Genomic DNA, 24,912 nt, shown 5'->3' with positions numbered 1-24,912 from the left:
AATCAGAATTTTATGTTAGTATTGTAAGAAAAGGGGGATGAAAAATGGAACAGTTACAAATTGGAGATATAAAAGTGACGTGGCTAAAAGGTGGGAACACACATTTAGATGGAGGAGCAATGTTTGGCGTTGTGCCGAAAGTACTTTGGTCACGTAAATATAAACATAATGATACAAATCATATTTATTTACGAACAGATCCGTTACTTTTACAAACGAAAGATGGCAACATGCTCATTGATTCTGGTATAGGAAATGGTAAATTGAATGAAAAGATGAAGCGGAATCAAGGTGTAACGGAAGAGTCGTCAGTTGAGAATTCTTTAGAAAAGATGGGACTAAAGCCTGAAGATATTCATTACGTTTTAATGACGCACCTTCACTTTGATCATGCATCTGGTTTAACGAAATGGGAAGGTGATCAACTTGTACCAACTTTTCCAAATGCAAAAGTTTACGTAAGTGAAACAGAGTGGAATGAAATGAGAAATCCAAATATTAGATCCCGTAATACATATTGGAAGGAAAATTGGGAGCCAATTGTAGACCAAGTTGTTACGTTTCAGCAAGAAATAGAAATTACGGATGAAATAAAAATGGCGCATACGGGCGGCCATAGTGACGGACACGCAGTGATCGCTTTAGAAAGCAAAGGGGAAACGATGCTGCATTTAGCAGACCTATTGCCGACGCACGCCCATCAAAATGTATTATGGGTCATGGCTTATGATGATTATCCGATGACATCGATTGAAAATAAGCAAAAGTGGATGAAGTATGGTGCTGAAAACGATGCTTGGTTCACTTTTTATCATGACGCGTATTATCGCGCAGTAAAGTGGAATGAGGAAGGTCATATCGTAGAAAAAATAGAACGGAAAACGGGTATAGAAGCATAAAAATGGGAGGGTGTTCCAGCAGTCTGTTGGAGCAGTCTCCTTTTTGTTGTCGTTTTTTGTCGGTAAGTCGATATATTTCAAAAATCGCCGATATAATTTGAGTTACGGTCGATATATTTCAAAAAACGCTGATATATTTGGAGTTGCAGCCGATATATTCGAAAAAACGCCGATATAATTTCAAGCACTATCTGCAATTAAAAAATAAGAGGTTCACCTAATGGGAACCCTCCTGTTTATGCTGCTATAACCTCTAAAACAGTACCTGTTTTAGCATCAACTAAAAATTCAAATCGTTCTTGTATATCATTTAACATCGTTGTAAGACCGCCGCGATACACTTCGTATGCGACATCATATTTTTCAAATGTCTCTGGAACCATATGTACCCAAGAGCCAGTAATTTCACCTTTATGACTTAATGCTTGTTTTACCATTTTCAATGCTTTTTCTGAAGAAATATGGGATTGTTCTTGTACTTTGTTTGCAACGAAATAACCAGCTGCGAACCCAACGCCAAGACCTGCTACTAAACCTTTCCAGCTCATATATTCACCTCAATTCTATAAAATAAAAATAGTGTACCGATAATAATTATAAAGCAAATACAGCTAAAAAAGAAGAAACTAGAAACATTTCGAAAATTTCGTTACAATAAAAGAGGTATTCTACTAAGGTTTGAAAGAAGGGGACTTCGTGAATAAAGAGACATTACAATTATTTCGTACGTTAACAGAATTACAAGGTGCATCAGGTTTCGAACATGATGTACGCCGTTTTATGAAGCAAGAATTAAGCAAATATGCAGATGAAATTGTACAAGACGGTTTAGGTAGCGTATTTGGTCTGAAAAAAGGGGACGAAACTGGCCCGCGTGTTCTTGTAGCAGGTCATATGGATGAAGTAGGTTTCATGATTACGCAAATTACGAAAAACGGAATGCTTCGTTTTCAACCGTTAGGCGGCTGGTGGAGCCAAGTACTATTAGCTCAGCGCGTTCAAGTTATGACGAAGAATGGCCCTGTTATTGGGGTTGTTGGTTCTATTCCTCCTCATTTATTAAGTGACGCGCAACGTGCAAAACCGATGGATATAAAAAATATGTTAATTGATATAGGCGCAGATAGCTATGAAGATGCGATTGAGATTGGTGTAAAACCAGGACAACAAATCGTGCCAATCTGCCCGTTTACGCCGATGGCAAACGAAAAGAAAATTATGGCGAAAGCTTGGGACAACCGTTATGGATGTGGCCTTGCAATCGAATTACTAAAAGAATTAAAAGACGAAACATTACCAAACACATTGTACTCTGGTGCGACTGTACAAGAAGAAGTTGGTCTTCGCGGTGCTCAAACTGCTGCAAATATGATTCAACCAGATATTTTCTATGCGCTTGATGCAAGTCCAGCTAACGATGCATCTGGTGACAAAACACAGTTCGGTCAATTAGGAAAAGGTGCTCTTCTTCGTATTTATGACCGTACGATGGTAACGCATAGAGGAATGCGCGAATTCATTTTAGATACAGCAGAAACACACAACATTCCGTACCAATACTTTATTTCACAAGGTGGTACAGATGCGGGCCGTGTACATACAAGTAACTCAGGTATCCCATCAGCAGTAATTGGTGTTTGCGCACGCTACATTCATACACATGCTTCTATTTTACATGTTGATGACTATGCAGCAGCGAAAGAACTAATTACGAAGCTTGTAAGAGCAACAGATAAAACGACGTTAGAGACAATTAAAAATAACGCGTAGAGAAGAAGGGCTGAAGAGCCTTTCTTTTTTTGGATTGAATAGATGACCCATCCATGTGTGGGAGCGGTCAGTGCCTAATTGGTGTTCGAATGGTGTATTAAGACCCTGAGTAGGAAAAGAGAGGAAGGCTGTTTTTGTGTTCGAAGACGGTAATGGTGAGGAAATCCACCTTCTTTTTTTAGGTTGAATAGATGGCCCGGTGATGTATGGTAGTGATTGATGTTTAATTTAAGTAGAACAAAATGATAAATTTTTATAGAGGTGAATGAAATGAAAGTAGTAGTTGGATCGAAGAATAAAACGAAGGTTGGAGCTGTGGAGAAGGTTTGGAAAGATGCCGAAATTACATCTCTTTCTGTTCCTTCAGGAGTAGCAGCACAACCGTTTTCAGATGAAGAGACGATGCAAGGAGCGATCAATAGAGCGAAGCGAGCGCTAGAGGAAGGGGAAGCTCAAATTGGCATTGGACTAGAAGGCGGCGTAATGAAAACGGAGTACGGTTTATTTATGTGTAATTGGGGCGCACTAGCAACAAGTGATGGTAAAACATTCGTTGCCGGCGGGGCGCGTATTACGTTACCGGATGATTTTTTAGCACCTCTTGAACAGGGCAAGGAGTTAAGTGAAGTGATGGAAGAGTTTGTACAGAGAAAAGATATTCGTAGTCATGAAGGTGCTATCGGTATTTTTACGGATGATTATGTGGACCGTACGGAATTATTTGTACACGTTGTTAAGTTACTTGTTGGGCAATATAAGTATGATGAAAAGCAAGCATAAACCTTGCACCGTGCGCGATGTATGGTAGTATAAAGGAAAGATTATAACATGAAAAAATGCACTCGTTAGAGGAGGAAATATAGATGAAATCATTAGAAAGCATGGAGCAATTCCAAGAGTTAAAAAATGAAGAGAATGTAATCTTTATGTTCTCAGCAGAATGGTGTCCAGACTGCCGCTTCGTAGATCCATTTATGCCAGAAGTAGAAGAGAAATATAGTGATTTCTCATTTTACTACGTAGATCGTGATGAGTTTATTGATCTATGCGTAAAATTAGACGTATTTGGCATTCCGAGCTTTGTAGCGTACAATAAAGGTGAAGAAACAGGTCGCTATGTAAACAAAGATCGTAAAACACAAGAACAAATCGAAGAGTTCATTGAAGGTTTAAAATAAGGCAATTTGCCAATTGAATTGTAAAACAACCTCTACCTTCGCGGGGGAGGTTATTTTTTTGGAAGGGAGGAAAAAGAGATGAAGATGACAAGTAAAAAGATGAAAGACGAGTTAATGAAGAGATTATCTCGCCCGGAATGGGACTTTCAGTATGATAGTGAGAAAGAAGTTCTACGTATAGAACAGAAAGACTCAAAAAAAGGTATTAACGTATCGCTTCCAGGAGTTGTAGCAAAATGGGAAGTGAATAAAGAAAAGGCGATTGAAGAGGTTGCCTACTACGTACAAGAAGCGTTAATTGCGATGCATAAGGAAGAAAATAGCGCGGCGAAAATTTTACCTGTTATTCGCTCTACTTCTTTCCCGAAACAAGCAGAAGAAGGAAATCCGTTTATTATGACGGATCATACGGCGGAAACACGTATTTACTATGCGCTAGATTCGAATAAAACATATCGTCTTATTGATGAGCGTTTATTACAAAAATTAGGGCTTACAGAGCAACAAGTGCGTGAAATGGCATTATTCAACGCTCGCTCATTAGGTTATGAATTTAAACAAGACACAGTGGCAGGTAATACATTCTACTTTTTAAACACAAATGATGGGTATGATGCCACTCGTATTTTAAACGAATCATTACTACAATCGATGCGTGAAAAGATTTCTGGTGACATGGTTGTTGCTGTTCCTCACCAAGATGTATTAATTATTGCTGATATCGTCAACGAAATCGGTTATGATATTATTGCACAAATGACAATGAAATTTTTTGCCGAAGGGCATGTTCCGATTACATCACTTTCATTCGTATATGAAGATGGGGACTTTGAACCAATCTTTATTTTAGCGAAGAATCGGAAGAAGACAGATGGAAAAGAGAAAGGATGAACGAAGTGAACGTTTTTTACAACCTTGAAGGAATTGGTGACACTCTAATTGTTGCCTTACAAGATATTACTTTAGAGAACCGTACTTTTGATCGCAAAGGAGATGTTGCACGCGTATATGACCGTGAAAGCAACGAAACAGCAGGATTCAACATCTTTAATGCATCTTCTTACTTAGAAGTAAAAGAAACAGGTAACCTTACATTAACGAAAGAACTTGTAGAAAAAATTAACGAAATTTTAGCGAAGAACGGCTTTGAAGAAACAGTAGAAGCAGATCTTTCTCCGAAATTTGTTGTAGGCTATGTAGCTGAAAAAGAGAAACACCCAAATGCCGATAAGCTAAACATCTGTAAAGTAGAAATCGGTACAGAAACATTACAAATCGTATGTGGCGCACCAAACGTTGATGCAGGACAAAAAGTTGTCGTTGCAAAAATCGGCGCTGTAATGCCAAGCGGTATGTTAATCAAGCCAGCTGAGCTTCGCGGAGTTCCTTCTGCTGGAATGATTTGTTCAGCACGTGAATTAGAGCTTCCAGATGCTCCACAAGAAAAAGGTATTCTTGTATTAGAAGATAGCTTTGAAGTTGGACAAGAGTTTAAATTTTAATTGATATAAGAAAAGAGAGGTTGTCCTTTTGGGCAGCCTCTCTTTTCTTTATTTTCATTTTGCGCCGGGTAATCTATGTTTTCTATTGAATCGTTGATATATTGCGAGTTGTGACAGATATATTCAAAAAATCGTTCATATTATAAGGATGTCACCTTTTTTCTTTGAATCTATATTGTATTTTATAAACAAACTAGTTAAAATTTAGAAAAAAGAAGGGGATAGACGTATGAAACAACAACCAAAAATCGCAGAACTTCTGAAACGAATTGAAACTTCAAAACAGCAAGATATCGAGTTAGGTACTTATGAGATATATTTGTTTAGTGAAAATGAATTAGAAAAAGGACAAATTGGTTATCGATATGATAAACATAAAAATTCATTACTAAGTAAAGAACACGGAAAATGGAAAGATGAATGGATTGTTATTGGATATGAAACAGATATGGGAGACCCAGTTTTCGTGAATATCGATGATGATGCGTATCCAGTGTATACGGCAGAGCGTGGTACAGAATTGTGGCAACCCGTTCATATTGGAAATATAGATGAGATTATAAAACAATTATAAAAAACTTTGAGACCGGTGCAAAGTGTAACGGATAGTGTAGATGAGTATCGGAAGAGTAAAGCTTGAACGCATTCTTACATGTAAGAATGCGTTTTTCTATATGAAAACACTCGTAAATTAGAATATTATGGATAAATATGACATGCTTAATTTTACCTGCACTTTTTGCCGAATGCTGATACAATAAAGGATGTTACTATTTAGTAGAAAGAGTGGTAAGCATGTTAGATTGGATGAAAAAGCTGTTTAACAAAGAGGAAGAACAAACAGCGATGAATAAAGAAGTACAAAAGCAAGTTGAAAGTCAGCCGAAAATTCCTCGTGTAAACCACTACACTGAAGCAAGAGAAGCACAAATGGCAAGTAGGAATGCAGGTAAATGCCGTTTTCCATTAGTACCGGATAATGGGTTCGATGAAGAGGATGTTATAGAAACAGGGCGTTTTGAAGAACAACCTGTTCAAGCTGTAACATATGAGAATCAGCCTATTCAAAGAGGAATCAAAGTGGAAAGAAGCAGACGACAGTATGTGGAGAAGGTAGTTTCTACATATGAAGAGCCGGAAATACAATATGAACCGGAGCGAGAGCCTGTCGTAAAGAAAGCATCTACACCAGCGCAAGAAAGTAACCGTAGACCATTTCGTCCAACAGAAATGATTTCGCCAATTTACGGATATAACCGTCCTTCAGTAGAGAAAAAGGAAGAAAAGCAGGAGGAAGTAAAGGAAAGAGAAGACCTTGAAATATCTGTAGAGGGCAAATCAGTCGTTGATGCATGGTTAGAGAAAAAAGGATATACATTATCTGATTTCTCAGAAGGACAAGCACCGACTTCTTCTAGTCATAGAGCTGCTAACGAGCAAGGAGAGCAACAATATGAAGAGAGTAAAAAGGAAGAAAAGTCAGTTGTTGATCAATGGCTAGAGAAAAACGGTTATGAAATCGAACGCCAAGAGCCTATAGTGGAAGAAAAAGAAGTGGTTCAAGAAATGAGTGCACCGCAGGAAGTTCCAGCGGCTGAATTACTTCATGAAACAATTGCTGAGCGCATGGAAGATGCGAAGCAAGAAAGTGATGTAGTGGACAAAAACATTCTACAAGAGGAATTAGTAGATTCTAAAGTAGAGCACGAGGATACAATATTATCAGAAGAAATTAAACGTAGTACAGAAATAGAACAACCTACTATTGAAGTAGAAAAACAAGCACCAGAAGAATCAGTGATTGTCAAAGCAGAAGAAAAACTTGAAGAAACAATTGTTGTAGAAATACCAGAAGAAGTGGAAGTAATTGCGGAAACAGAAGAGTCAGAAGAAGTAGAAGTAATTGCAGAAACAAAAGAGTCAGAAGAAGTGGAAGTAATTGCAGAAACAGAAGAGTCAGAAGAAGTAGAAGTAATTGCAGAAACAGAAGAGTCAGAAAAAGTAGAAGTAATTGCGGAAGCAGAAGAGTCAGAAGAAGTGGAAGTAATTGCAGAAGCAGAAGAGTCAGAAGAAGTGGAAGTAATTGCAGAAGCAGAAGAGTCAGAAGAAGTGGAAGTAATTGCAGAAGCAGAAGAGTCAGAAGAAGTGGAAGTAATTGCAGAAGCAGAAGAGTCAGAAGAAGTGGAAGTAATTGCAGAAGCAGAAGAGTCAGAAGAAGTGGAAGTAATTGCGGAAACAGAAGAGCAAAAAGAAGTGGAAGTAATTGCGGAAGCGGAAGCACCAGAAGAAGTGGAAGTAATTGCGGAAACAGAAGAGCAAGAAGAAGTAGAAGCAATTGCGGAAGCGGAAGAGCGAAAAGAAGTAGAAGTAATTGCAGAAACAGAAGCACCAGAAGAAGTAGAACCTGTAGCACTTGAAGAAATGCAACAAGAAATGGTGTTAAATGAAGCAATTGAACAAAAGAATGAATTCATACATGTTGCTGAGGCTGATGAACAAACGAAAAAAGATGTTCAAAGCTTTGCGGATGTTTTAATTACAGAAGAACAACCAGTTGCAGAAGAAACACCGGTCGTAGAAGAACAACCAGCTGCAGAGGAAGCACCGATTGCAGAAGAACAACCAGCTGCAGAAGAAACATCGGTCGTAGAAGAACAATCGGTTGTAGAAGAAGCACCGATTGCAGAAGAACAATCAGTTGCAGAAGAACAACCAGTTGTACAAAAAGAAGAACCAAAACGTGAGAAAAAGCGTCACGTACCATTTAATGTTGTTATGTTGAAACAAGATAGAGCGCGATTAATGGAAAGACATACGTCTAGAACAAATGCAATGCAACCTTCTATGAGTGAACGAGTAGAGAATAAGCCTGTACATCAAGTAGAAGAACAGCCACAAGTGGAAGAAAAACCAATGCAACAAGTAGTAGTGGAACTACAAGTGGAAGAAAAACCAATGCAACAAGTAGTAGTGGAACCACAAGTGGAAGAAAAACCAATGCAGCAAGTAGTGGTAGAACCACAAGTGGAAGAAAAACCAATGCAACAAGTAGTAGTGGAACCACAAGTGGAAGAAAAGCCAATGCAGCAAGTAGTGGTAGAACCACAAGTGGAAGAAAGACCAATGCAACAAGTAGTAGTGGAACCACAAGTGGAAGAAAAACCAATGCAACAAGTAGTAGTGGAACCACAAGTGGAAGAAAAACCAATGCAGCAAGTGGTAGTAGAACCACAAGTGGAAGAAAAACCAATGCAACAAGTAGTAGTGGAACCACAAGTGGAAGAAAAGCCAATGCAGCAAGTAGTGGTAGAACCACAAGTGGAAGAAAGACCAATGCAACAAGTAGTAGTGGAACCACAAGTGGAAGAAAAGCCAATGCAGCAAGTAGTGGAGCCACAAGTGCAGCCAGTACAACAAGTAGTGGCAGAGCAAGTACAAAAGCCAATTTCAAGTACGGAAGTAGAAGAGAAAGCATATGTTGTAAATCAAAGAGAGAATGATGTGCGCAATGTATTGCAAACGCCACCGACGTATACGATTCCATCATTAACATTACTATCGATTCCGCAGCAAGCAGCGTTAGATAATACGGAATGGTTGGAAGAACAGAAAGAATTATTAGATACAACGTTTAATAATTTCCACGTTGGCGCACATGTTATTAATGTATCGCAAGGTCCAGCAGTAACTCGTTTTGAAGTACAGCCAGACCCAGGTGTAAAAGTAAATAAAATTACAAACTTAAGTGATGATATTAAGCTAAGTTTAGCTGCGAAAGATATTCGTATTGAAGCGCCGATTCCAGGGAAGAGTGCGATTGGAATCGAAGTTCCCAATAAAGAAAGTAAGCCAGTATTTCTTCGTGAAATTTTAAGAAGTCCTGTGTTTACAAAGAGTGAATCACCGCTTACGGTTGCGCTTGGACTTGATATTTCAGGTGATCCAATTGTAACGGATATTCGAAAAATGCCACACGGACTTATTGCAGGTGCAACAGGTTCAGGTAAAAGTGTGTGTATTAACGCCATTTTAACGAGCATTTTATATAAAGCGAAACCACATGAAGTGAAGTTAATGTTAATCGATCCGAAGATGGTTGAGCTTGCACCATACAATTCTGTTCCACATCTTGTAGCACCTGTTATTACGGATGTAAAAGCAGCGACAGCTGCATTAAAATGGGCAGTTGAAGAAATGGAGCGCCGTTATGAATTATTTGCGCACGCAGGAGCTCGTGATTTAACTCGTTACAATACGATTGTAAGTGAGCGAGAAATTCCGGGAGAGACATTACCTTATATCGTTATTGTCATTGACGAGCTAGCCGATTTAATGATGGTAGCACCTGGTGATGTTGAGGAAGCGATTTGTCGTATTGCGCAAAAAGCACGTGCTTGTGGTATTCATTTATTAGTAGCGACGCAGCGTCCATCTGTAGATGTTATTACAGGTTTAATTAAGTCGAACATTCCAACGCGTATTGCGTTTACTGTATCATCTCAAGTTGATTCGCGTACGATTATTGATATTGGGGGCGCGGAGAAATTACTTGGCCGTGGTGATATGTTATTCTTAGGGAACGGTACGTCTAAGCCAGTTCGTGTACAAGGTGTATATGTATCGGATGATGAGATTGAAAAGACAGTTGATCATGTGAAAAAGCAAATGAAGCCGAATTACTTATTTAAGCAAGAGGATTTATTAGCGAAAACAGAACAAGCTGAGTCGGAAGACGAATTGTTCCTTGATGCATGTCAATTTGTTGTAGAACAAGGGGGAGCGTCCACATCTTCTGTACAGCGAAAATTCCGCATCGGTTATAATCGCGCGGCACGTCTCATTGAAGAGATGGAATCGCAAGGAATTATTTCTGAAGCAAGAGGAACGAAGCCAAGAGATGTCCTTATTTCTGAGGATGAATTTGCCGCTATGCAGGAAACAAATGTATAGTAAACGGTTTTGCTGTATACTAAGAGAAAATGTTGGATAGTAAAGTAGGGAGTAAAGCGACATGAAAGAAATTGAATTAAAATTAAAAGGTGAAATAAATAGACTAACAAATAAAACATTTAAATTTGACGAACGCGTTGGAGAAGGTTGGTTCTCTGCCGTTTACTTTTTAAAGACTAGAGAAATCATCGAAGAATTTCGCCCGAAAAGTGTTGTAACGATGCAATTTTTCCAAAAGGAAAATGCAGTTCTTTGCGGAACAGATGAAGTTATTGCATTGCTACAAACATTCGCTAAAAATCCTGAGGAACTTGAGATTAACTCTTTAAAAGATGGCGATAAAATTAGTCCATTTGAAACAGTGTTAACAATTCATGGTCCTTATGAAAATTTCGGATTTTTAGAAGGTGTTATTGATGGGATTTTAGCTCGTCGTACATCGGTTGCGACAAACGTATATAACGTTGTCCAAGCTGCACGTAGCGTAGATAAAGAAAAACCAGTTATTTTCATGGGAGACCGTGATGATCATTATACACAACAAGCTGGTGACGGTTATGCAGCATACATCGGTGGTATGAGCGCACAAGCGACGCATGCGATGAATGAATGGTGGGGCAAAAGTGGTATGGGGACAATGCCTCACGCATTAATTCAAATGTTTAATGGTGATGTTGTGGAAGCGGCAAAAGCATATCATAAAAAATTCCCAGAAGATGAATTAGTTGTATTAATTGATTACAACAATGATGTCATTACAGATGCACTTCGCGTAGCACGTGAATTTGGATCAACATTAAAAGGTGTACGTGTAGATACGTCTCGCACGATGATTGATCAATACTTCATTCGCCACCCAGAAGTACTTGGAACATTCGATCCACGTGGTGTAAACCCATCGCTTGTATTCGCACTTCGTAAAGCACTTGATGAAGAAGGATTCCAGCATGTAGACATCGTTGTAACTGGTGGATTTGATGAGAAACGTATTCGTGAATTTGAAGCTCAAAACGTACCTGTTGATATATACGGAGTAGGAAGTAGCTTATTAAAAATGAATATTGGCTTTACTGGTGATAACGTAGAATTAAATGGAAAACCAGAGGCGAAAGCTGGTCGTAAATATCGTCCAAACCCACGTCTAGAACGTGTTCAATTAGAAAAAAGAGAAGATATGTAAGAGAGAGAAAAACTGATAGGTGATTGACCCTATCAGTTTTTCTGTTATCATAGTATAGCGGCTTCTTTTTTGCTATAATGGATTTGTTATGGACATAAAAAAGAAGTACGTACGAGTTTATCCTGATAAGTGAAGGGAAGAATAACTTCACTACATCAAAAATGTATGATGATTACCAAAATAAGAAAAGATTCATATACTGTCTTATAGATAGGCCGTTGTATTAGTTCGAAATGTTGGAGGTTCTTTAAGATGACAGTTTACCATTTTGTAGGAATTAAAGGAACAGGAATGAGTTCATTAGCGCAAATTCTTCATGACATGAAGCATACTGTTCAAGGGTCTGATTATGAAAAGCGTTTCTTTACACAAACAGCGTTGGAAAAGCGTAGTATCTCGATTCTTCCTTTTGATAAAAGTAATGTAAAAGAAGGACAAGTGATTATTGCAGGAAATGCATTTCCTGATACGCATGAAGAAATCGTAGCAGCAAAAGAATTAAACATCCCAGTACATCGTTACCATCACTTCTTAGGTGACCTTATGAACCAATACACAAGTGTTGCTGTAACTGGTGCACATGGAAAAACATCAACAACTGGTTTGTTAGCCCATGTAATGCAAGGTGCACACCCTACATCTTACCTTATTGGAGATGGAACAGGGCATGGGGTAGAAAATAGTAAGTATTTTGTATTTGAAGCTTGTGAGTATCGTCGTCATTTCTTGTCTTACAATCCAGACTATGCGATTATGACAAACATTGATTTTGATCATCCAGATTATTTCACAGATATCAATGATGTATTCAGTGCATTCCAAGAGATGGCATTGCAAGTGAAAAAAGGCATTATTGCATGTGGAGATGATGAAGAACTTCAAAAAATTCAAGCGAAAGTACCTGTTATTTTCTATGGATTTGGAGAAGATAATGATTTCCAAGCACGTAACATTCAAAAGAGAACAGATGGTACTATTTTCGATGTATTCGTTCGTAATACGTACTATGACACGTTCAAAATTACAGGATATGGCAATCACAGCGTATTAAATGCATTAGCAGTAATCGCGCTTTGCCATTATGAAAATGTTGATGTAGAAGCAGTTAAGCATCAGTTAACAACTTTTGAAGGCGTAAAACGTCGCTTTAATGAGAAGCCGATGGGAGAGCAAGTTATTATTGATGACTACGCACACCATCCGACAGAAATTAATGCAACGATTGAAGCCGCTCGTCAAAAACATCCAGAGCGTGAAATTGTCGCTGTATTCCAGCCACACACATTCTCACGTACAGAAAAGTTCTTAGATGAGTTCGCTGAAAGCCTAAGCAAAGCGGATCAAGTATACTTATGTGATATTTTCGGATCAGCGCGCGAAAACAAAGGTGAATTAACAATCGAAGATCTGCAAAAGCGTATTGACGGTGCAGAATTAATTACAGATACAACAACGGATGTATTAAAGAAACATAAAAACGGCGTTCTCATTTTCATGGGCGCAGGAGACATCCAAAAATTCGAAGCAGCTTACGTAAAAGAAGTTCAAGTTGCAGAGAAGTAATAGAAAAGACGCATAGCTTAGCTGTGCGTCTTTTTTGTTGTGTTCGATTTTTATTTCTGTATTGACCTAGAGCTAACTCTAGGTTGTAAGATGAATATGTAAAAACAAGGGGGAGAGAACATGTATAAAATCGGTGAAGTAGCAGAATTAACAGGGATGGGTATTCATACTTTGCGTTACTATGAGAAATTAGGATTATTACCACCACCAACGCGAAATAGCGGGATTCGTCAATATACAGAAGGTGATGTGCGCCTATTAAAATTTTTATGTTCATTAAAACAAACTGGAATGTCATTAGAAGAGATGGCTGAGTTTGCAAGTGATGGATGCATTATAGAGGAAATTAGGCAGAGGAAAGAGGAAGTGCCAGCGAAAGTAAAAAAGAGAATTTCAATTTTAACAACTCATTTAGAAAGATTAAAAGAACAGCAAGAACAATTGCGAAAAGTTGTCCAGCTAACAGAAGAGAAGTTAGAAATCTATTACGGTTTTCTAGAAGGAAAAGACTTGGAGGCCGACAATGAAAAATAAAGTATATGCGCAGTTATTAGGATTTGCGATATTTACTGGTGGAACATTTAATGCTTCGAAATATGCGGTGCAGTATTTCGAAGCGATTCATATAGCAGCATGGCGTTTTGGGATTGCTGCATTTGTGATGTTATGTCTGTTAAAAATACGAAAAGATTTTGAGGTGGAGGTATGGAGGCAAAACAGGATCTATTACCTTTTGTTAGGCATTGTTGGTGTATTCGGTTTTAACTTCTTTTTCTTTTTAGGAATGAAACATACAGAAGCTATGAATGGTGCACTTATTATGGCGACAAACCCGCTTGTTACGACGCTGTTAGCAAGTGTCATTTTACGGGAGAAAATAGTAAAGCGTCAAGGTATTGGAATGTTACTTGCACTAATTGGTGTTGTTTTTGTGCTTACGCAAGGTTCGTTTATCGCAATACAAAATTTATCATTTTCAAAAGGGGATTTTTATATTTTATTAGGAAATATTTGCTGGGCGTTATACGGTGTACTAGGCAGAAAGTTTATTAAAACTGGGAGCCCAATACAGACTACAACCTATACAATGACTATTGGTGCTCTTGCCTTTACCATCATGTCTTTTACGCAAAAAAGTACAGTGCCACTTTTTGAAATCACCCTATTAGCTTGGGGAGCAATTCTCTTTATGGCAATCGGAATGAGTGTGCTAGGTTACTTATGGTGGAATAATGGAATTGCTCAAATTGGTGCAGCGAGAACATCTTTATTTTTTAATCTAGTGCCTGTAGTTACAATGATTATTTCTTTTTTAGAGGGAGTAAATATAGCACCCGCACAATGTATAGGGATGATATTAGTTATTACGGGAGTAATGTGTTCATCAGGTTTTATACAAATAAAATCAAAAGAAAGTGTGAATATTTAACATTTTTCGTTTAGAAATGTTAGAATAATAAGAAAAATAAAAAGGGGAGCTAAAAAACATGTTCACACTCCGAGTAGACGACGAAATCGAACTACAATTACTAGAAAAACATCATAAAGAGGAACTATATCAATTAATAAATCAAAACCGTAATCATTTAAGAAGATGGCTTCCTTGGGTAGATGGGACGAAATCTGCTGATGCTTATAATGAGATTTGTCCGATGTGGTTAAAGAAGTTTGCAGAGGGAGACGGTTTTGAAAGTGGTATACGTTATAAAGGAAAGCTCGTTGGGATGGTAGGTATTCATCCAGTGAGCTGGGGAAGAAAGCGGCAAGTCTCGGATATTATCTTGCAGAAGATGCTGGTGGGAAAGGTATTATGACGCGTAGCGTGAAGGCTGTACTTCACTATGCATTTGAGAATTTAAAATTAAATAAAATGGAAATTAGATGCGGTGTTGAAAATGTGAAAAGCCGCGCTATTCCAGAACGTTTAGGGTTTAAGTTAGATGGTATTTTAAGAGATGATGAATGGCTATACGATCATTTTCACGATATCGCGGTATATAGTTTACTAGCTTCAGAATGGAAGGAGATCCGATGAACGAGAAGATTCATATTGTTCCGTATGAAAGTACATTTCAAGAGGAAGTAGTAAATCTTATCGTTCATATTCAGCAGAAAGAGTACAATGTCCCCATTACGAAAGAAGAGCAGCCGGACCTGCTTGAAATAGAAACATTTTATCAAAGGAATCATGGCAACTTTTGGGTAGCAATTTATGATGGTAAAGTAGTTGGAACAGTAGCTTTATTAGATATTGGGAATCATCAAGTAGCGTTAAGAAAAATGTTCGTAAAAAAAGAATTTCGGGGAAAAGAGTGGGGTGCATCACATAAGTTGCTCCAAACAGCAATTTCGTGGGCTGAGAATAAAAAGCTGAAGGATATTTACTTAGGAACGACAGTGAAATTTTTAGCGGCGCATCGCTTTTATGAAAAGAATGGTTTTGAAAGTGTGAGTATAGATGAGTTGCCAAAAAGTTTTCCAGTGTTGCAGGTGGATAAGAAATTTTATAGATATATTGTTTAAGAAGGTCATATAGAAATGGCCTTTTTTTATGAACTAAAATGGAAAAAGTGGTATAATTTAGGTTAGGGGGTGCGTGTATGAACTTTCCGATTCAAAGAAGTAAGTCAGTAGTCATTTTCGTTTGTCTCACGTTAGCTTTTATGTTTGTGTATCCACTCGTCATGATTGTCGCAAATAAAGAGCAGTGGATGACAGCGTTAATTGGGATGAGTTTATGCTTCCTTGTTAATGTACCACTCGTTTGGGAAGTATTTATTAAAAAGCATAAAGTAGAAGATGGTGTATTAAAGTACGGTATTTTAAATGATGATGTTGTATTAAAAGATATAAGAGTTGTTCGTCAAGTTGGAAACTACCTTGAAATTACGACGAATGCATATAAAGTACATATGGTTGCGATGCCGCAACATATGACTGAATTTTTGGCACTTATTGAGAAAGAGAATCCACATGTGAAAATAGAAATGGTAGGGAAGAAATGAAATATGTAAAACCTTTGTTTTGCTTGGAAATATTATTTGTACTTGTTGGTTGCACTAGAGTATATATGAAATGGGATCTGCCTTTATATGTTCCTATATTGATTGGTACTATTGCAGTGGCGCTTTTGTATTATTTTCACTTCCAGCAAACAAAAAGTGAGAAAAGTAGCTCAATATAGAGTGAAGATAAAAAAACGCTCGGAAAAAATCCCGAGCGTTTTTCATTATTTTAAGTTCTCTGGGTTTAAAGCTTCTAATTCAGGTACAACGAAGCGTCCGTCTTTACGGATTAGTACGTCGTCGAAGTAAATTTCGCCGCCGCCGTATTCAGGGCGTTGGATGCATACTAAGTCCCAGTGAATGTTCGAGTTGTTACCGTTCCATGCATCGTCGTAAGCTTGTCCAGGAGTGAAGTGGAAGCTGCCATCGATTTTTTCATCGAATAGGATGTCTCCCATTGGATGTAAGATGTATGGGTTTACGCCAATTGCGAACTCACCAACGTAGCGTGCGCCTTCGTCTGTATCGAAGATTTTGTTAATGCGTTCTGAATCGTTTGCAGTTGCTTCAACGATTTGGCCGTTCTCGAACTTAAGTTGTACATTTTCAAATGTATAACCGTTGTAAGGAGATGGCGTGTTGTAAGAAACTGTACCGTTAACAGAATTACGAACTGGTGCAGAGTATACTTCACCGTCTGGAATGTTTAAATGACCTGAGCATTTAATTGCTGGAATGTCTTTAATAGAGAATGTTAAGTCAGTTCCAGGTCCAGTTAGGCGCACTTTATCTGTTTTATTCATTAATGTAACAAGGCTATCCATCGCCTTATCCATTTTACCGTAGTCTAAGTTACATACTTCGAAGTAGAAGTCTTCGAAAGCTTCTGTGCTCATTTTCGCAAGCTGTGCCATAGAAGCATTTGGGTAGCGAAGAACAACCCAGCGTGTTTTTGGAACGCGAATGTCTCTATGAACTTTCTTACCAACTGTTTGACCGTGAATTTGCATTCTTTCACTTGGCACGTCAGCTTGTTCGTTAATGTTATCGCCAGAGCGAAGACCGATATAAGCGTCCATATCTTTCATTACGTTTGCTTCATAGGCTGCGATTTGTTCAAAATGTTCTTCAGTAGCACCCATTAATAAAGAGCGATCTACTTGATGATCTTTTAAAGAAACGAATGGGAAACCACCAGCTGCATATGCTTCTTTAACAAGTGCAGTTACAAGTTCTTTTTGTAAGCCAAAGTTTTCAATTAATACTTTTTCGCCTTTTTGTAAGCGAATAGAGTAGTTAATTAAATTGTATGCTAACTTTTCAATGCGTGGATCTTTCATATGTAAAGCCTCCCTACTAATTATGTATCCTCTCCTATTGTAACCTACTTAGTGGAATTTGTTGAATCATTTATGTTAAAGTTAACGAATAAGTATGAAAATTCTAATGGAAAGATAGGGATTAGAACGAAACGGAAAATGATTGTATAATAGGGGAAAGTATGAAAAAGATAAAGGAAGTGATGAAATGCAAGTTCTTTTATATGTAAGTGCAGCTATTATCGCGGTTGCTTTCGCTGTATTAGTAGTGTATGTATGCAGAACGTTGTTATCGGTTCAGAAGACGTTAGAAAACGTTGCAAGCACGTTAGAAGGTTTAGAAAAGCAAATGCAAGGGATTAGCGTAGAGACGGAGCAATTATTACATAAAACAAATGCGTTAGCTGATGACATTCAACAGAAGTCACAATCATTAAATAAAGTAGTATCGGGTGTAGATGGAATTGGAACGACAATCCATTCTTTAAATACGAAACTTCGTAATGTATCAGAGTCTGTTACGGATGAAATTGAAAATAATGCAGATAAAGTAGCGCAAGTTGTACAGTGGAGTAGCGCAGCAATTGAAGTATACAATCATTATCGTGCGACAAGACAAGAGAAAAAGGTTGAAAAAGAAGAACGTAAATTAGAAAGACTCGAGAAAAAAGCTGAAAAGAAAGAAAAGCGCTCTAGACTTCGTATGAGAGGTGAATCGTAATGAATATGACAAAACTTGAAACAATTGAAGAGCTTGAAGTACTAGTAGAAAAAAACGAGCCTTATGTTCTTTTTAAACATAGTACGACATGCCCGATTAGTCATGGTGCCTATACAGAATTTCAAGCTTATTGTAGTGAAGAAAGAGCGGTACCAGCGTATTACTTATACGTACAAGATGCGAGAGATGTTTCGAATCGTGTTGCAGAACAGTACAGCATTAAACATGAATCTCCGCAAGTGTTATACATAAAAGATGGGATGGTAGTATGGAATACGTCTCATTGGAACATAAAAAAAGATGCTTTAGAAGAGAATATTAAGTAAAAAGAAGCAAGCAAAAGGTGCTTGCTTCTTTTTTTTGTTTTTGTTGAAATATATTTAATGGTAAACTGTTAATAGTTCAAACTAAATAACTAGATTGTTGAAAGTAGGTTTTAAGTAATGAAGAAAATGGCATTATCCTTCGCAGTCGTAAGTTTATTACTAGGAGCTTGTAGTAATGATACGATTAGTAAGAAGGATGAAGTTATACAGAAAGATACGAAAGAAAAAAGCATGATTCCGAGAACTGCTGTTTCTAAAGATTATTATAGAACTGTAATTCCTTTAAAAGAACAAAAGGTTATAAATACAGCTAATGTAAAAACAAATTCTAAATTAGATTTAGCAGAGTATGAAAATGGTTTAATGAATATTGCAAAAGAGCAATTTGATACAGAAAACCATGTGCTTCAATTAAATCAGTATATTCCTGAGAAGTTAGTTGATGAACTAGTCGCAAAAGTAGAAGCACCCGTTTTGACAAATATTATAGAACAAGACTATTTCGGGAAACAGAATTCAAATGAATTAAGTTTATCTGGCGTTGTAATTGGGTTAGCTATGTCTTCAAGTGTATCCAATGAAGAGGCAATGTCTAAGGGGACTGAAGTTGCTAAGCAACTTATTGAAGCTATTCATAAAAATGACAAGTATAATAAATCCCCAATTACGTTTGCTATCTTTAAGCAAGAAAGTACAAGTTCTTTAAAAAATGGCACGTATATTGCTAGTGCTACCGTTCAAAAGAATGATACGAACCTTGGAAATTGGAATGCAATTGAAGAAAAAGCGTATTCATATCCTTCCGATGAATTTACACAAGCACATGGAGAAGATAATGAAAAAATAAATAAATTTGCTGAGGCAATGAAAGGTTTTTCTCCTGGAGACTTTATCCCAGTAAATGCTAAAGTTTCTTATAAGAAAAATCAAATGGATACATTAAATATGGATATTGTTATTAAATATAACGGTAAAACAGAATTAATGGCTCTTACTCAACTCGCCGCTCAAAGTATGTTAGACCAATTACCGAAAGATGCAAAAGTACAATTGCAGATAAAGTCCGAGAATAAAATTGAGGCAATTGTTATAAAAGAGAAAAACAGCGATAAACCGTTTGTTTCCTTCTTATAAAAAAAGACAGTGTTTAAACTGTCTTTTTTTACTGTAAATGAAAGGGGACGATGGGACAGGGCGTCACGTAATACGCTCCATATTTCCGCTGTACTAATCTCAATTTCCCCCTTGCATTGTCGATGTAACGCATTCTACAGGGGGATGGGATCTTCTATTGCCAATTGTAGAGTACTTCCAGATCCAGCGCATCAAATGCCTATCATTGTCGATTTTTGTTGGTAAGTCGATATATTCAAAAAATCGCTGATATAAATTTCAATTACTAGTTAGTGTACTGCTTAAAATAAGATTTCTACTTATGAAACATCTATATTTTTACAAAAAATACCCTTTTTTTCATGAAAAATACGAAAATACGAGAAAAGAAGCGAATTTTTTCGAAACTTTTGCGGGAAAATATTGTATGACCCTGCGTTTTTATCGTATCATTAGTAAAAGGAAGAACTCGGGACGATTGGTGGCATCTGCAAATAGAGTTGATGTCTTTTTTTCATTCAAGTAACCGATACATAAAAATAGATAGCAAAAATAGAAGGAGTGTGCGATGAGATGAACGTAACAATATATGATGTAGCGCGCGAAGCGAACGTTTCAATGGCTACCGTGTCACGCGTTGTGAACGGTAACCCAAATGTAAAGCCTACAACAAGAAAGAAAGTATTAGAAGCAATTGATCGTTTAGGATACCGCCCAAATGCGGTAGCACGTGGATTAGCAAGTAAGAAGACAACTACAGTAGGTGTTATTATTCCTGATATCTCAAATACGTTTTATGCAGAACTTGCTCGTGGAATTGAAGATATCGCAACAATGTACAAATATAACATCATTTTAAGTAACTCTGACCAAAACAAAGAGAAAGAGTTCCATTTATTAAATACGATGCTTGGAAAACAAGTGGACGGAATTGTTTTCATGGGTGAAGATATTACAGACATTCACATTGAAGAATTTAAAAAGTCTCCAGTACCAATCGTATTAGCAGCGTCATTTGATGAGCAAAATGAAACGCCATCAGTAAACATTGATTATACACAAGCAGCTTACGACGCAATGAAGCACTTTATTGAACAAGGACATAAGCGTATCGGTTTCGTCTCTGGTCCTTTCATTGATAAAGCGGGAAGCGCGAAGAAATTACAAGGTTATAAAAAAGCTCTAGAAGAAGCAGGTATTTCATATGATGAAAATCTTGTAATCGATGGAGATTACACATATGACTCAGGTATCGAAGCATTCGAAAAGCTTTGGAGCCTTGATGAAAAGCCAACAGCGATCTTCGTATCTTCTGACGAAATGGCACTAGGTGTAATCCACGCAGCACAAGACACTGGATTAAATGTACCAACTGATGTAGAAGTACTTGGTTTCGATAATACACGCCTTGCATTAATGGTTCGTCCACAACTTTCAACAGTTGTACAACCGATGTATGATATCGGTGCAGTAGCAATGCGTCTATTAACAAAGTATATGAACAAAGAAAAAGTGGAAGATCACACTGTTATCTTACCTCACCGTATCCAATTTAGAGATTCAACGAAGTAAGTATAAAAAAAGCTCACAGCGATTGCTGTGAGCTTTTATTTATATTCAGGATAGTATGTTTGAACTATAGTATCCACCGTTTCATTTTTCTTAACGTGTAAAAATCTTGCGTATAATTCTTTTCCAGTTTCAAATGGTGTATCGTCTAATTCAAACACATGCAACAGTGTTCGAAACGTCCATGTTATTTGCTCACCGTACATATTATCGTACGTATGCTCAGACTGTATAGCGATTTGTTCACCTAGTGCATGGGCCTCTTCAAAACTGTGTGCCTTAACAAGAATAATACTTTCTTCAAAAAGTGTATCGTGATTTTCTTCGTAATGCTCATCCATTTTCGTAGGATCAGGCTCACCAGAATGAACAGATTCAAACAATAATTTTACAGCGTACATATTATGCTGCATGTTTCACTCTATAAATAATACTTGCCACAAGTGAAGCAGGTATTGTAAATACGTTACTTTGGTAATGGTAATGTATTTGGGATTCTTCATAAGACATGTTGTCATATAGTTCGTTTTGTGACATATTCATTTTCTTCTGTTTTTCTTTGAGTATTTTAATGTAGTTATACTGTATTGGGACGAGAATGATGAAATAGGCTAATACGATTAGTGAAATCCAAATCATTATGAACACTCCCTTATAAAGAATATTTATATATGGTAATTATATCAAATTATACGAATAATATCCATTTGTTTCTAGTGGTCAATTTCCTTTCCAAAATGCAAAAAGTTCTTCAGGACTTCGTAAATTATGTGCAAGACATGTTTGTGCAGTGTGTTTAAAGCTTTGTATGAATTGTTCTAACCTAGAAGGATCATATTGTTTCACATTGCCAGCAATAATAGTTTCATCTTTATCTAAGTTAAGTGATATTTTTAGCGAAGTTATATTTGTTTCTATTTGTACAATTTCCATATAAAAAAACTTTTTGTCTAAGTCAATTGTAATATAATGGAATCGCTCTACTTGTTTAAAATATCCTACAATATCATCTTCCAATTGAAATCCTCCCGAGTATATGGCTTATTGGTGACTTCGCTACAAAATAGTATTGTTCCTTGTTATATGTCACATAAGTGTAAAAATAACTATTATAGGGCAATGTCATGTATAATAGAAAGAAAAGGCTTGTGAGGGGGGAGAAGAGATGATCGTTCTTTGGATAATTACGCTTTGTATGACTGCTATTTTTGCATATATGACGTTAAAACAAAATGGTTTAAAGCGATTTGTTCCAGGAAGTATTCTTGCAGGAATTGCCCTTATCACGTATGTAATTTCTATTTTTATTGAAAGTGTATCGGTGGATATGAGCACAAGTTTAATGTTTATGGGGATTACACTATTTGCAAGTAGTATTATGGTACTTATGGTTGCTGGTATTATTTTATTTATTCATATGAATTCGGAAACGTTATAGCATATAGAAAAGGCATGTCCCTCTCGGGACATGCCTTTTTATCCGTTCAATTATGCTCTATCTTTAGAAGAGTTTTGCTGTTTTAGCAAGTCGCGAATTTCGCCAAGAAGAACTTCTTCTTTTGTTGGTTCTGGAATTTCTTCCTCTTTTTCTTCTTCTTCTTTTCTAGATGTTAGTTTGTTGAACACTTTAACGAACATAAAGATAGCCGCTGCAATAATTAAGAAATCAAAAATTGTTTGGATGAAGTTACCGTACATAATAGATGACTTACCGAATGTAAGTTTTAAATCTGTAAAGTCAACGCCACCTAATACCATACCAAGTAATGGTGTAATAACATCTTTTACTAAAGAACTAACGATTTTACCGAATGCAGCACCGATTACAACCCCGACAGCTAAATCAACGACATTCCCTTTGAACGCGAATTTCTTAAACTCGTTCCACATGTGTTAATCCCATCCTTTCCACGATTCATTATGAAATTTATAATTCCTATCAACATATTCTATAGAAATTTTCGAGAGAAATAAAGAGGGAATGGGAATGAAAGTAAATTCTGAAAAATGTATCCGTTTTAATTTTTGTTTACATTATTCAGCAGAGATTGCAAAAGTTGCTGCGTTTTTAATCCTTCTAATCCATCTACAACAGGCTTTGTATCTCCTTGCACACATTCAATGAAATGATGAACAGCATCTTCAAAACCACGTTGTTTTAACGTCGTATCCCATGATGGGGAACCAATTTGAGAAACTGCATTTTCTTGCTCAACTTCAAATGTGTTCATGTTTTTTACGCGAATGATTTTTCCCGCCGTTACAAGTTCAATTTGTTCTAAATTTGTACCGGCATTGCGGTGCATTGCGGTAGAAAGTAACATTCCATTTGCAGTTGTATATGTATGATGTCCGTAAAGAAGTTCATTCTTTTCATTGATTTGCATCATATTATGAACGACGTTAAGCTCATCGTTAGCTAACCAGCGAGCAGTATCTACAATATGTAAGTAATCATCTAACATCGTAAAGTCGTACGTATAGGGCCCGACTTTATTTGTACGATGCTTTTCAATTCGAATCCATGAAATATGATGAGCTTGCTCTTTTGCCGCAACATACATAGGAACGAAGCGGCGATTAAATCCGACCATTAACTTTCGGTTATATTTTTCGCTTAACTCGACTAGTTTTTCAGCCTGTTCCACTGTAGCAGCTAGCGGCTTATCTACGTAAACATCGATTCCTTTTTTCAGAAGTTCAGAAACGATTTCATAATGAGTAGCAGTTGAACTATGAACGAAGATTGCATCACATTCTGAAGCTAACGTTTCAATAGAATGGAAGTCTTGAATGCGGTATTGCTGACAAATTTGTTTCCTTTTCTCTGCGTTAGGTGTAAACGCCCCTACAAAATTCCAATCTGTTTCTTTTGTAAGTGTTGGAAGATAAGCTTTTTGTGCAATACTTCCAAGTCCAATCATTCCAATTTTAGGTTTGTTCATTTGTATTCCCACCCTATTCATATTGATATAACGGGTTAAATGTAGCATAGGGTGAGGGAGGAAGGCAAAAATTAGCGTTTTACTTATGTTCTTCTAACAAAATCTTCTCTATCTCTTCAAAGTGATGAGCACGAGCATGCTCTAGCGGAGTAACACCATCATTATCTGGAATGTTTACATCTGCACCGTGCTCAATAAGAAGGCGGATAACTTGTTGTTGTGTTTCATTTCCGTTGCTTAGTACGATGGCTTCCATTAAAGCTGTCCACCCGAGATTATTGACATGGTTTACATCGATATTTGTTCGCGTGAGGAGTTCTTTTATAACATCAATATAACCATGTTCTGAGGCAGGGATAAGGGCTGTTCCGCCGTAACGATTCGTAAGTGTTGGATCTGCGCCGGCATCAATCGTTAGTTTTAAAATATCCAAGTAACCTTCTGCCCCGGCGTATAGAAAGGGATTGTTTTTCATATCATCTTGGATATTTACGTCAGCACCAGCGTCGATAAGCGCTTTTGCGGTTTTTACATCATTTTTGTATGTAGCAATCATAAGAGGGGTGCGTCCTTTATTGTCTGTTATATTTATGTCAGCCCCTTTTTTGAGTAACGATATAACAGTATTCGTTTCTTGTTTCTCAGTAGCTGTTAGTAGCGCTGTCTCCATGTTTATCATCTCCTTTTTAACTTCTTGTTCTTGCGAGCAACCTTGCAAAAAAATTACGCAACATATCATGCTTACTGTTTTTTTGAACATGGAATTTCAACCTCCTCATTTCAACTGTAAAAGAAGAACATTAAATTTTTATAAACTGACGCTAAAATTACTATAAAATCGCTTGAGTATTTGAACATATATTTTTATGCTT

Annotated in this window: 28 protein-coding genes and 1 pseudogene; 21 read left to right on the top strand and 8 right to left on the bottom strand. The window is 37.1% G+C overall.

Going from position 1 to position 24,912, the window contains the following annotated elements; all coding sequences use genetic code 11:
• Positions 1 to 44: 44 nt before the first annotated feature.
• Entirely contained in the window at positions 45 to 899 is an 855-nt protein-coding gene (locus tag ACTT1L_RS10125; protein WP_071743053.1) for a YtnP family quorum-quenching lactonase, read from the top strand.
• Positions 900 to 1,135: 236 nt separating this feature from the next.
• Here ACTT1L_RS10125 and ACTT1L_RS10120 read toward each other — a convergent pair whose 3' ends face one another.
• Complete coding sequence (locus ACTT1L_RS10120) at positions 1,136 to 1,447, bottom strand: PepSY domain-containing protein (protein ID WP_000118540.1); 312 nt, start codon at positions 1,445 to 1,447, stop codon at positions 1,136 to 1,138.
• Between the two features lie 148 nt (positions 1,448 to 1,595).
• Here ACTT1L_RS10120 and ACTT1L_RS10115 point away from each other — a divergent pair, with 148 nt between their 5' ends.
• The 15 genes and pseudogenes from ACTT1L_RS10115 (at position 1,596) to ACTT1L_RS10045 (ending at position 16,226) form a co-directional block, all read left to right on the top strand.
• The gene (locus ACTT1L_RS10115) at positions 1,596 to 2,669 is read left to right on the top strand and encodes a M42 family metallopeptidase (RefSeq protein WP_002170155.1); all 1,074 of its coding nucleotides are present in this window, start codon (positions 1,596 to 1,598) and stop codon (positions 2,667 to 2,669) included.
• A 270-nt stretch (positions 2,670 to 2,939) separates the two neighbouring features.
• On the top strand, positions 2,940 to 3,449 hold the full coding sequence (locus tag ACTT1L_RS10110) for a DUF84 family protein (protein WP_074543141.1): 510 nt from the start codon (positions 2,940 to 2,942) through the stop codon (positions 3,447 to 3,449).
• Positions 3,450 to 3,532: 83 nt separating this feature from the next.
• Positions 3,533 to 3,847, top strand: a complete 315-nt coding sequence (locus tag ACTT1L_RS10105; RefSeq protein WP_000838188.1) for a thioredoxin family protein — start codon at positions 3,533 to 3,535, stop codon at positions 3,845 to 3,847.
• Between the two features lie 78 nt (positions 3,848 to 3,925).
• Positions 3,926 to 4,738, top strand: a complete 813-nt coding sequence (locus ACTT1L_RS10100) for a DUF1444 domain-containing protein (protein ID WP_000784613.1) — start codon at positions 3,926 to 3,928, stop codon at positions 4,736 to 4,738.
• Complete coding sequence (gene ytpR / locus ACTT1L_RS10095) at positions 4,735 to 5,349, top strand: YtpR family tRNA-binding protein (RefSeq protein ID WP_001006759.1); 615 nt, start codon at positions 4,735 to 4,737, stop codon at positions 5,347 to 5,349. Before ACTT1L_RS10100 ends, ytpR begins: the two co-directional genes overlap by 4 nt.
• Before the next feature lie 229 nt (positions 5,350 to 5,578).
• Positions 5,579 to 5,923 carry a hypothetical protein gene (locus tag ACTT1L_RS10090; RefSeq protein WP_000813335.1) on the top strand — a complete coding sequence of 115 codons (345 nt, stop codon included), beginning with the start codon at positions 5,579 to 5,581 and terminating at the stop codon, positions 5,921 to 5,923.
• Between the two features lie 221 nt (positions 5,924 to 6,144).
• Entirely contained in the window at positions 6,145 to 10,299 is a 4,155-nt protein-coding gene (locus ACTT1L_RS10085; protein ID WP_442821892.1) for a DNA translocase FtsK, read from the top strand.
• A 61-nt stretch (positions 10,300 to 10,360) separates the two neighbouring features.
• On the top strand, positions 10,361 to 11,479 hold the full coding sequence (locus tag ACTT1L_RS10080; RefSeq protein ID WP_000658369.1) for a nicotinate phosphoribosyltransferase: 1,119 nt from the start codon (positions 10,361 to 10,363) through the stop codon (positions 11,477 to 11,479).
• Between the two features lie 252 nt (positions 11,480 to 11,731).
• The gene (murC, locus tag ACTT1L_RS10075) at positions 11,732 to 13,042 is read left to right on the top strand and encodes a UDP-N-acetylmuramate--L-alanine ligase (RefSeq protein WP_000219470.1); all 1,311 of its coding nucleotides are present in this window, start codon (positions 11,732 to 11,734) and stop codon (positions 13,040 to 13,042) included.
• Positions 13,043 to 13,162: 120 nt separating this feature from the next.
• Positions 13,163 to 13,576 (top strand): MerR family transcriptional regulator, encoded by a 414-nt coding sequence (locus ACTT1L_RS10070; RefSeq protein WP_000276595.1) that lies wholly within the window; start codon positions 13,163 to 13,165, stop codon positions 13,574 to 13,576.
• Complete coding sequence (locus ACTT1L_RS10065) at positions 13,566 to 14,471, top strand: DMT family transporter (RefSeq protein ID WP_071742004.1); 906 nt, start codon at positions 13,566 to 13,568, stop codon at positions 14,469 to 14,471. Before ACTT1L_RS10070 ends, ACTT1L_RS10065 begins: the two co-directional genes overlap by 11 nt.
• Before the next feature lie 58 nt (positions 14,472 to 14,529).
• Positions 14,530 to 15,077 (top strand): annotated as a pseudogene (locus ACTT1L_RS10060) (GNAT family N-acetyltransferase).
• On the top strand, positions 15,074 to 15,565 hold the full coding sequence (locus ACTT1L_RS10055) for a GNAT family N-acetyltransferase (RefSeq protein ID WP_220779945.1): 492 nt from the start codon (positions 15,074 to 15,076) through the stop codon (positions 15,563 to 15,565). The pseudogene ACTT1L_RS10060 and the gene ACTT1L_RS10055 overlap by 4 nt, the downstream one beginning before the upstream one ends.
• A 77-nt stretch (positions 15,566 to 15,642) precedes the next feature.
• A complete protein-coding gene (locus tag ACTT1L_RS10050) occupies positions 15,643 to 16,047 on the top strand; it encodes a PH domain-containing protein (protein WP_001010634.1) in 405 nt (134 codons plus the stop codon).
• A complete protein-coding gene (locus ACTT1L_RS10045; RefSeq protein ID WP_000878351.1) occupies positions 16,044 to 16,226 on the top strand; it encodes a hypothetical protein in 183 nt (60 codons plus the stop codon). The genes ACTT1L_RS10050 and ACTT1L_RS10045 overlap by 4 nt, the downstream gene beginning before the upstream one ends.
• Positions 16,227 to 16,271: 45 nt before the next feature.
• On the opposite strand, the gene ACTT1L_RS10040 is transcribed toward ACTT1L_RS10045, so the two are convergent.
• Positions 16,272 to 17,387 carry an aminopeptidase gene (locus ACTT1L_RS10040; RefSeq protein ID WP_048557788.1) on the bottom strand — a complete coding sequence of 372 codons (1,116 nt, stop codon included), beginning with the start codon at positions 17,385 to 17,387 and terminating at the stop codon, positions 16,272 to 16,274.
• Between the two features lie 187 nt (positions 17,388 to 17,574).
• Between ACTT1L_RS10040 and ACTT1L_RS10035 the strand changes: the two genes are divergently transcribed.
• From ACTT1L_RS10035 to ccpA, 4 genes are all read left to right on the top strand, one after another.
• Positions 17,575 to 18,087 (top strand): DUF948 domain-containing protein, encoded by a 513-nt coding sequence (locus ACTT1L_RS10035; RefSeq protein WP_001197726.1) that lies wholly within the window; start codon positions 17,575 to 17,577, stop codon positions 18,085 to 18,087.
• A complete protein-coding gene (ytxJ, locus tag ACTT1L_RS10030; protein ID WP_001057466.1) occupies positions 18,087 to 18,413 on the top strand; it encodes a bacillithiol system redox-active protein YtxJ in 327 nt (108 codons plus the stop codon). The genes ACTT1L_RS10035 and ytxJ overlap by 1 nt, the downstream gene beginning before the upstream one ends.
• A gap of 117 nt (positions 18,414 to 18,530) precedes the next feature.
• Complete coding sequence (locus tag ACTT1L_RS10025; RefSeq protein WP_000738019.1) at positions 18,531 to 19,547, top strand: CamS family sex pheromone protein; 1,017 nt, start codon at positions 18,531 to 18,533, stop codon at positions 19,545 to 19,547.
• 552 nt (positions 19,548 to 20,099) lie between these two features.
• The gene (ccpA, locus tag ACTT1L_RS10020; protein WP_001103296.1) at positions 20,100 to 21,098 is read left to right on the top strand and encodes a catabolite control protein A; all 999 of its coding nucleotides are present in this window, start codon (positions 20,100 to 20,102) and stop codon (positions 21,096 to 21,098) included.
• Positions 21,099 to 21,133: 35 nt separating this feature from the next.
• Here ccpA and ACTT1L_RS10015 read toward each other — a convergent pair whose 3' ends face one another.
• The 3 genes from ACTT1L_RS10015 to dhp61 all read right to left on the bottom strand — a co-directional run bounded on the left by ACTT1L_RS10015 (position 21,134) and on the right by dhp61 (position 22,112).
• Positions 21,134 to 21,496: a DUF4288 domain-containing protein gene (locus tag ACTT1L_RS10015; protein WP_220779946.1), complete on the bottom strand. Its 363-nt coding sequence runs from the start codon at positions 21,494 to 21,496 to the stop codon at positions 21,134 to 21,136.
• A 1-nt stretch (position 21,497) separates the two neighbouring features.
• A complete protein-coding gene (locus ACTT1L_RS10010; protein ID WP_000637881.1) occupies positions 21,498 to 21,734 on the bottom strand; it encodes a DUF3949 domain-containing protein in 237 nt (78 codons plus the stop codon).
• Positions 21,735 to 21,815: 81 nt separating this feature from the next.
• Positions 21,816 to 22,112 carry a protein Dhp61 gene (gene dhp61 / locus ACTT1L_RS10005; protein ID WP_074540374.1) on the bottom strand — a complete coding sequence of 99 codons (297 nt, stop codon included), beginning with the start codon at positions 22,110 to 22,112 and terminating at the stop codon, positions 21,816 to 21,818.
• Positions 22,113 to 22,260: 148 nt separating this feature from the next.
• Here dhp61 and ACTT1L_RS10000 point away from each other — a divergent pair, with 148 nt between their 5' ends.
• Complete coding sequence (locus ACTT1L_RS10000; RefSeq protein ID WP_000636593.1) at positions 22,261 to 22,533, top strand: DUF3917 domain-containing protein; 273 nt, start codon at positions 22,261 to 22,263, stop codon at positions 22,531 to 22,533.
• 50 nt (positions 22,534 to 22,583) lie between these two features.
• Here the strand turns inward: ACTT1L_RS10000 and mscL are convergent, their stop codons facing one another.
• The 3 genes from mscL to ACTT1L_RS09985 all read right to left on the bottom strand — a co-directional run bounded on the left by mscL (position 22,584) and on the right by ACTT1L_RS09985 (position 24,800).
• Entirely contained in the window at positions 22,584 to 22,985 is a 402-nt protein-coding gene (gene mscL / locus ACTT1L_RS09995) for a large-conductance mechanosensitive channel protein MscL (RefSeq protein ID WP_000267020.1), read from the bottom strand.
• A 128-nt stretch (positions 22,986 to 23,113) separates the two neighbouring features.
• Positions 23,114 to 24,040 carry a Gfo/Idh/MocA family protein gene (locus ACTT1L_RS09990; RefSeq protein ID WP_220779947.1) on the bottom strand — a complete coding sequence of 309 codons (927 nt, stop codon included), beginning with the start codon at positions 24,038 to 24,040 and terminating at the stop codon, positions 23,114 to 23,116.
• 79 nt (positions 24,041 to 24,119) lie between these two features.
• Entirely contained in the window at positions 24,120 to 24,800 is a 681-nt protein-coding gene (locus ACTT1L_RS09985; RefSeq protein ID WP_220779948.1) for an ankyrin repeat domain-containing protein, read from the bottom strand.
• Positions 24,801 to 24,912 lie beyond the last annotated feature (112 nt).

Source organism: Bacillus sp. FH (assembly GCF_052216825.1).
GTDB lineage: Bacteria > Bacillota > Bacilli > Bacillales > Bacillaceae_G > Bacillus_A > Bacillus_A paranthracis.
The sequence above is the reverse complement of the archived record's forward strand: the minus strand, read 5'-3'. Positions and strand labels throughout refer to the sequence as shown.

Bases quoted from the DNA above. Each gene is read 5' to 3' on its own strand.
- ACTT1L_RS10040 (WP_048557788.1), bottom strand. From the start codon at position 17,387: ATGAAAGATCCACGCATTGAAAAGTTAGCATACAATTTAATTAACTAC.
- ACTT1L_RS10035 (WP_001197726.1), top strand. From the start codon at position 17,575: ATGCAAGTTCTTTTATATGTAAGTGCAGCTATTATCGCGGTTGCTTTC.
- ACTT1L_RS10010 (WP_000637881.1), bottom strand. From the start codon at position 21,734: ATGATTTGGATTTCACTAATCGTATTAGCCTATTTCATCATTCTCGTC.
- ACTT1L_RS10085 (WP_442821892.1), top strand. From the start codon at position 6,145: ATGTTAGATTGGATGAAAAAGCTGTTTAACAAAGAGGAAGAACAAACA.
- ACTT1L_RS10050 (WP_001010634.1), top strand. From the start codon at position 15,643: ATGAACTTTCCGATTCAAAGAAGTAAGTCAGTAGTCATTTTCGTTTGT.
- ACTT1L_RS10105 (WP_000838188.1), top strand. From the start codon at position 3,533: ATGAAATCATTAGAAAGCATGGAGCAATTCCAAGAGTTAAAAAATGAA.
- ACTT1L_RS10110 (WP_074543141.1), top strand. From the start codon at position 2,940: ATGAAAGTAGTAGTTGGATCGAAGAATAAAACGAAGGTTGGAGCTGTG.
- ACTT1L_RS10055 (WP_220779945.1), top strand. From the start codon at position 15,074: ATGAACGAGAAGATTCATATTGTTCCGTATGAAAGTACATTTCAAGAG.
- ACTT1L_RS10125 (WP_071743053.1), top strand. From the start codon at position 45: ATGGAACAGTTACAAATTGGAGATATAAAAGTGACGTGGCTAAAAGGT.
- ACTT1L_RS10120 (WP_000118540.1), bottom strand. From the start codon at position 1,447: ATGAGCTGGAAAGGTTTAGTAGCAGGTCTTGGCGTTGGGTTCGCAGCT.
- ACTT1L_RS10065 (WP_071742004.1), top strand. From the start codon at position 13,566: ATGAAAAATAAAGTATATGCGCAGTTATTAGGATTTGCGATATTTACT.
- ACTT1L_RS10000 (WP_000636593.1), top strand. From the start codon at position 22,261: ATGATCGTTCTTTGGATAATTACGCTTTGTATGACTGCTATTTTTGCA.
- ACTT1L_RS10080 (WP_000658369.1), top strand. From the start codon at position 10,361: ATGAAAGAAATTGAATTAAAATTAAAAGGTGAAATAAATAGACTAACA.
- ACTT1L_RS10045 (WP_000878351.1), top strand. From the start codon at position 16,044: ATGAAATATGTAAAACCTTTGTTTTGCTTGGAAATATTATTTGTACTT.
- mscL (WP_000267020.1), bottom strand. From the start codon at position 22,985: ATGTGGAACGAGTTTAAGAAATTCGCGTTCAAAGGGAATGTCGTTGAT.
- ytxJ (WP_001057466.1), top strand. From the start codon at position 18,087: ATGAATATGACAAAACTTGAAACAATTGAAGAGCTTGAAGTACTAGTA.
- ACTT1L_RS10015 (WP_220779946.1), bottom strand. From the start codon at position 21,496: ATGTACGCTGTAAAATTATTGTTTGAATCTGTTCATTCTGGTGAGCCT.
- murC (WP_000219470.1), top strand. From the start codon at position 11,732: ATGACAGTTTACCATTTTGTAGGAATTAAAGGAACAGGAATGAGTTCA.
- ACTT1L_RS09990 (WP_220779947.1), bottom strand. From the start codon at position 24,040: ATGAACAAACCTAAAATTGGAATGATTGGACTTGGAAGTATTGCACAA.
- ytpR (WP_001006759.1), top strand. From the start codon at position 4,735: ATGAACGAAGTGAACGTTTTTTACAACCTTGAAGGAATTGGTGACACT.
- ACTT1L_RS10100 (WP_000784613.1), top strand. From the start codon at position 3,926: ATGAAGATGACAAGTAAAAAGATGAAAGACGAGTTAATGAAGAGATTA.
- ACTT1L_RS09985 (WP_220779948.1), bottom strand. From the start codon at position 24,800: ATGTTCAAAAAAACAGTAAGCATGATATGTTGCGTAATTTTTTTGCAA.
- ACTT1L_RS10090 (WP_000813335.1), top strand. From the start codon at position 5,579: ATGAAACAACAACCAAAAATCGCAGAACTTCTGAAACGAATTGAAACT.
- ACTT1L_RS10025 (WP_000738019.1), top strand. From the start codon at position 18,531: ATGAAGAAAATGGCATTATCCTTCGCAGTCGTAAGTTTATTACTAGGA.
- ccpA (WP_001103296.1), top strand. From the start codon at position 20,100: ATGAACGTAACAATATATGATGTAGCGCGCGAAGCGAACGTTTCAATG.
- ACTT1L_RS10070 (WP_000276595.1), top strand. From the start codon at position 13,163: ATGTATAAAATCGGTGAAGTAGCAGAATTAACAGGGATGGGTATTCAT.